Genomic DNA, 5,168 nt, shown 5'->3' with positions numbered 1-5,168 from the left:
AGGAGGTGGGCGCAATCTGCGCGCACGCCGTGTCGCAAGGCTTCCGCGCTGTCAAGATCAAGGTCGGCTACCCGACGCTCGCGGAGGACATCCATCGGGTTCAGGTGGTGCGGAACGCCGTCGGAGCCGACACGGGGATCATGGTGGACGCGAACCAGTCGCTCACGACGGCGGAGGCGACGCGGCGCGGCAGAGCGTTCGAGGACCTCGGCTGCGTCTGGTGGGAGGAGCCCATCCCGGCGGACGACGTGGACGGCTACGCCGCGCTCGCCGATGCGCTGGACATCCCGGTCGCGACCGGCGAGAACCTCTACACGCCGGCGGACTTCGCGCGGTTCCTCAAGCGAGATGCCGTGGACGTCATCCAACCCGACCTGCGGCGAGCAGGGGGCCCGACGGCGATCTTGAGCATCGGCTGGATGGCGGACGCGTTTCGCGTTCCCTACGCCTCGCACGGCGGCGGGCCCGTGCAGCTCAACATGATGGCGTCCATGCCGAATGCGTACTATCTCGAAACCGGCCTGATCGGCGAGAACTCGCCTATGAAGCTGGAGGACGGGACGGCGAATATCCCGATGGGACCCGGCTTCTCGTGGGAGTAGGCCCGGCGGAAGAGCTGCGACGACGTGGAAGGAGTCGCCGAGAGCGGCTATTCCTTGATCGCTGTCTCGCCGACACCAGCGACACTGAGCCGCTTCGACACGTCAGGAGCCGGGCCCGTTGAGCCGCGGACGCCCGAAGACAACCACCGGCGCTGAAGCCGCGCCTTCCTCCTTCCCGCGCTTCGCTGTGCGCGTCCTCGGCTCCGGCTCTCTCCTCATCTTCGTCAACAGCTACTGGATCATCGCAACCGAGAACCGCTACATCCACACGGGCGGGCTCAGCGTCTTCTCACTCTTCCCGACGGTCGTGTTCACCCTGGCGCTGGTGACCTCGGTGAACCAGGCGCTGCGTCGCTGGGCGCCACGTTGGGCGTTCACACCGGGGGAGCTCGCGGGCGTCTACGCCATGACGTCGGTTGGCGCGGCGCTCGCCGGGCATGACGTCATCAAACAGCTCGTGCCCTATCTGGGGAACGCGTTCTGGTACGCGACGCCGGAGAACGACTGGGCATCGTCGATCCAGCCCTATCTGCCAACCTGGCTGACCGTGCGAGACCGTTCCATCCTCCAGGGCTGGTACGAAGGCGGCAGCACGTTCTGGCGGCAAGACGTGGTGCGGGCTTGGACCGCTCCCTTCCTGTGGTGGACGCTGTTCGCCGTCGTCATCCTCATCGCGATGCTGTGCATCAACGCCATCCTGCGCCGTCAGTGGATGGATCACGAGAAGCTGAACTACCCCGTGGCGCAGATCGCCATCGAGATCATCGGCGACGGGGAGCGGTTCTTCGGGAACCGGCTCATGTGGGTCGGGTTCGCGTTCGCGTTCCTCATCGAAGCGGCAGCAGGGCTCAACTTCCTATTCCCGTCGATACCGATGATCCGCCTCAAGTACGACTTCGGTCCGCTGTTCACCGAGAAACCCTGGAACGCGATGCACGGGCTCCCGGTCTTCTTCTACGCCTTCGCGACGGGCTTGGCGTATCTGATGCCGGTCGATCTGTCCTTCTCGCTCTGGTTTTTCTATCTGACGTGGAAGGCGCAGTTCATCCTGGTATCGGTGCTGGGTCTGCCCCAGGGGGATGCGTGGCACGCCGAGCAACGAGCCGGGGCTTGGTTGGCTCTGGCGCTCGTCGCGCTCTGGTCGGGAAGGCATCATCTGGCTCGCGTGGCGCGGGACGGATGGAGTGGGAGCGACCGCACGTACCGGTGGGCGGCAGGCGGCTTGGCGGGTTCGCTCGTGTTCGTGCTCGCCTTCGCGAGGGCGGCGGGAATCCAGTGGTGGGTCGTTATACTCTACTTCACACTGTATTTCACGTTCTGCATCGCCGCGACGCGAATGCGCGCCGAGCTGGGCCCACCGACTCATGAGCTTCACAACGTTCATCCGGAACGGTTAATGGTCATCTTCGGAGGGATGAGGGCGGTGGGCGTTCGGAACCTAGCGCCGCTCGGGCTCTTCGCGTGGCTGCCGTACGGGTACCGCTGCCACCCGATGCCGCACCAAATGGAGGGCTACCGTATCGGCAGCCGTTTCGGGCTGTCCGTTCGGCGTATCTCGGTCGCGCTGATTCTTGCCGCGATCTTCGGGACGGTCTTCGGGATCGGGCTCCACATGGTCGAGATGTATCGGTTCCGGCAGATCTACATCATGCGGGGACCGTTCATCCAGCTCGGAGCATGGCTGCCGAACCCCCCGGCTCCCGACCTGTTCAACTCCGCGCGAGTCGTGCTGGGGTTCGTCATCACGATTGCGCTGTCGTTCCTGAAGAGACGCTTTGTGGCGTGGCCCCTGTACCCGGTCGGGTACGCCGTCAGCTATGGCTGGGCGATCAGTTGGATGTGGTTCTCGATCTTCTTGGGGTGGGCCGCGAAGAAGACGATTCTGGTATCGGGAGGCATCGGAGCCTACCGTCGGGCGATTCCTCTATTCATCGGATTGGTGTTGGGACAGTTTGTCGCGGGGAGCCTGTGGGCGGTGGTCGCGCTGATCACCCGGCATACGGTGTACAGCCCGTTTCCCTGAGTCGGCTAGCCGTTCGGGTCGGGCGCTGGGACCAGGTCGGCAACTGTGACCCGGTCCCAGCAGCGGCGATCTAGCCTGCGATCTGGCTGAACCGCTTGCCCCATTCCGCAAGGCGCTGCACGAGTTGCCGCCGCAGAGGGGTCTCGGCGAAACCCTCGTGAGCGGATACGGTTTCTTGGACCTCTGCCTCGATCTCGCTCAGTACGCGCCGGCAGTCATCGAACTTGCCGGTGCGTGCCAACAGCGCCGCCTGCACGAACTGTCCGTTCGCGCGACGCGCAAGCTCAGCCAACGGCGACGCGACGGCTTCCAGTTCATTGATGCGTTTCAGATAGTCGCCGGCGCTGTTCACGTCGCTGAGGTCGAGCGCGATCTCGGCGCGGAGAGCCAGCGCAGCCGAAAGCGCCGTGCGACCCTCGTCGGATTCCGCGATGGGCGATGCGATGACCTCGTCGAGGCGATTCGATGCCTGGGAGTACCGGCGTCGGGTCCGCATGAGGGCAGATGCCGCTGTGGTGATCCGGGCGTCTTCCTCGGGAGTCGTCGTGATGCGGATGCTCACGGACCGCGCCCTGTTCAGCCAGGTGGCTGCCTCTTCGTACTGCTGCATGCGGATCGTCGCTTCCAGGGCTCCAATCTCGGCACGCAGCAGGTAGCGAGATTTGTGGTCCTGAGGCGCGTCCAATGTCGATGATCGCCAGAGCTTGATCGCTTCGGAGGCTGACTGCACGACTCGCTCGTAGTCGCCAAGGGCGAGATGACCTTCGATGGCTTCGGACCGGCTGCGTGCCATCGCCAGCGCCGGAACGTCTGCCGAGGCGAGGACCTGGTCCAACCGCGTGAGCATTCCGAAGACATCGCCGCGTTCGCCGATCACGCGAGCAGCCAACCAACGCGCGGCGGCTGTACCGGCGGCGTCAGAACCCCGAACGGCTTCATTGGCAGCCTCGTCGTAGAGCTTGACGGCTCCTTCGACATCGTCGGCGGCTTCGCGCGCCAGACCGAGATGAAGCGCCGCCAGCATGCACAGCTTTGCCGGATAGGAACCAGTCGTCTCGACGTGGATCATCTCGTAGGCGGACCCGAAGTCCGGCAGCGCGGCGATCCTACCCTCGCTGTGCCGCTTGTAGTAGGCACGGTAGAACTTGCCCCAGGCGCGTGCCCTGGTGACGATGTGCTTGTCGCTGGACCCGATCAGCTCGATGAAGGCGATCTGCGCACGGATGTCGTCGGGCTGGATGGGGGTCTCGCCCGCGAAGTGGAAGGGCGTGTCCGTCTCTGGCGAGGCGACGCCGGGAACTGCGAGAAGGTGTTCGATGAGGTCGTCGGCGGTGTCGGTCGCAGTCGCCTGAGCCCTCAGGTTCCGAGGCAGGTACTCCGGCGCGGTCGGGCTGTCGAGCACGGCGCGTTTCTGATCGATAGGAACCGCCTGCGCGAGAAAGCGGACGTAGTTGACGTCATCGCCGAAGTACTCGGCGCATCGCGCGACGAGTTTCTTCGACGGGTAGCGTTGACCACTCTCAAGCAGGCTGATGAACTGGGCTGTGACTCCAATGTTGGACGCTAATTCCTGCATTGTGTGGTCACGAGTGAGGCGGTTGTGGCGGAGATATTCCGCAAAAGTCAACATCGATATTCGATCCTTCTAGTGCTCGACTTAGTATGTCGCCGGGCGCACGGAACATGCGCCTCGCTGCTACATCTCAGTATACTACAGAAGCAGTCGGAAATCAATTCGCCCACCGAGAATCCCGGCGGTGGTTCGGAATAGCGAATCACCGCCAGGTGTAAGGTCTTGGCGTCGATCCTAAGGGATCAGGCGAGCTCGGAGGGCGTCGATCAACCCCGGTTCGGGGTCGAAGGGGAGTGTCACGGGCTCATGCCGAACGGCGCTCTTGTAGACTCCCAGGATGATGTTGAACTGCGTCAACGATGTGTCGAGTCGCGTCGGATGAGCCTTTGATTCGTCATCGAGCCATTCGAGCACGGCGTCGGTCAGTCCTGCCTGTCCGACGACATCTTCGGCGCCGTAGCTGTGGACGCCCTTCTCGATAGAGCCGTCAGGGCGGCTGCGCTCCCACCACTCCATGGTCCAGTGAACCATTCCCTTCGACCCGTAAGCGGCGATGCGCTTGTGCATGTGCTCGCCGAGGTCGTTCATTCGCGGCGCGTTCGTGCCGCAGATGAGCTGCGCGCGGACCCCGGAATCGTAGTTGATCGCGGCGATGCACTGATCCGGACCCGGATGATTGGTTTCCAAGCCGTTCCCACCGGCGACGTTGCCGAAGACGCCCGTCGGCGTCGCGCCGACCGTGTAGGCGGCGACGAGCTCCAGGATGTGAGTGCCTTGACCGGACAGGTTGAGCCGTGCGCTCGCCTCGATGAAGCGGAGCTCGCCGATGGCTCCGTCCTGAACCGCGCGCTGGAACTCGAGCGATCGTGGATGGAAGTGGAGTTGGTGGTTAACGCAGATCTTCGTGCGGGTCCGTGCGTCGAGCTCTCGGAGTTGCGCGTAGTCTTCGCCCTGGATGGCGATGGGTTTC

3 protein-coding genes are annotated in these 5,168 nt (G+C 64.1%); 2 read left to right on the top strand and 1 reads right to left on the bottom strand.

What is annotated here, in order from left to right; all coding sequences use genetic code 11:
- Both FJZ36_17930 and FJZ36_17925 read left to right on the top strand, forming a co-directional pair.
- Positions 1-602: mandelate racemase/muconate lactonizing enzyme family protein (locus FJZ36_17930; protein MBM3216778.1), on the top strand; the 602-nt coding region annotated here is incomplete at its 5' end.
- A 118-nt stretch (positions 603-720) separates the two neighbouring features.
- Positions 721-2,625, top strand: coding sequence for a hypothetical protein (locus FJZ36_17925; GenBank protein MBM3216777.1), 1,905 nt, complete (start codon positions 721-723; stop codon positions 2,623-2,625).
- Between the two features lie 70 nt (positions 2,626-2,695).
- Here the strand turns inward: FJZ36_17925 and FJZ36_17920 are convergent, their stop codons facing one another.
- Positions 2,696-4,255, bottom strand: coding sequence for a helix-turn-helix transcriptional regulator (locus FJZ36_17920; protein ID MBM3216776.1), 1,560 nt, complete (start codon positions 4,253-4,255; stop codon positions 2,696-2,698).
- Positions 4,256-5,168: the final 913 nt, after the last annotated feature.

This window comes from Candidatus Poribacteria bacterium (genome assembly GCA_016866785.1).
Lineage (GTDB): Bacteria > Poribacteria > WGA-4E.
Note: the sequence above shows the minus strand (reverse complement) of the source record. Positions and strands in the feature narration are given on the sequence as shown.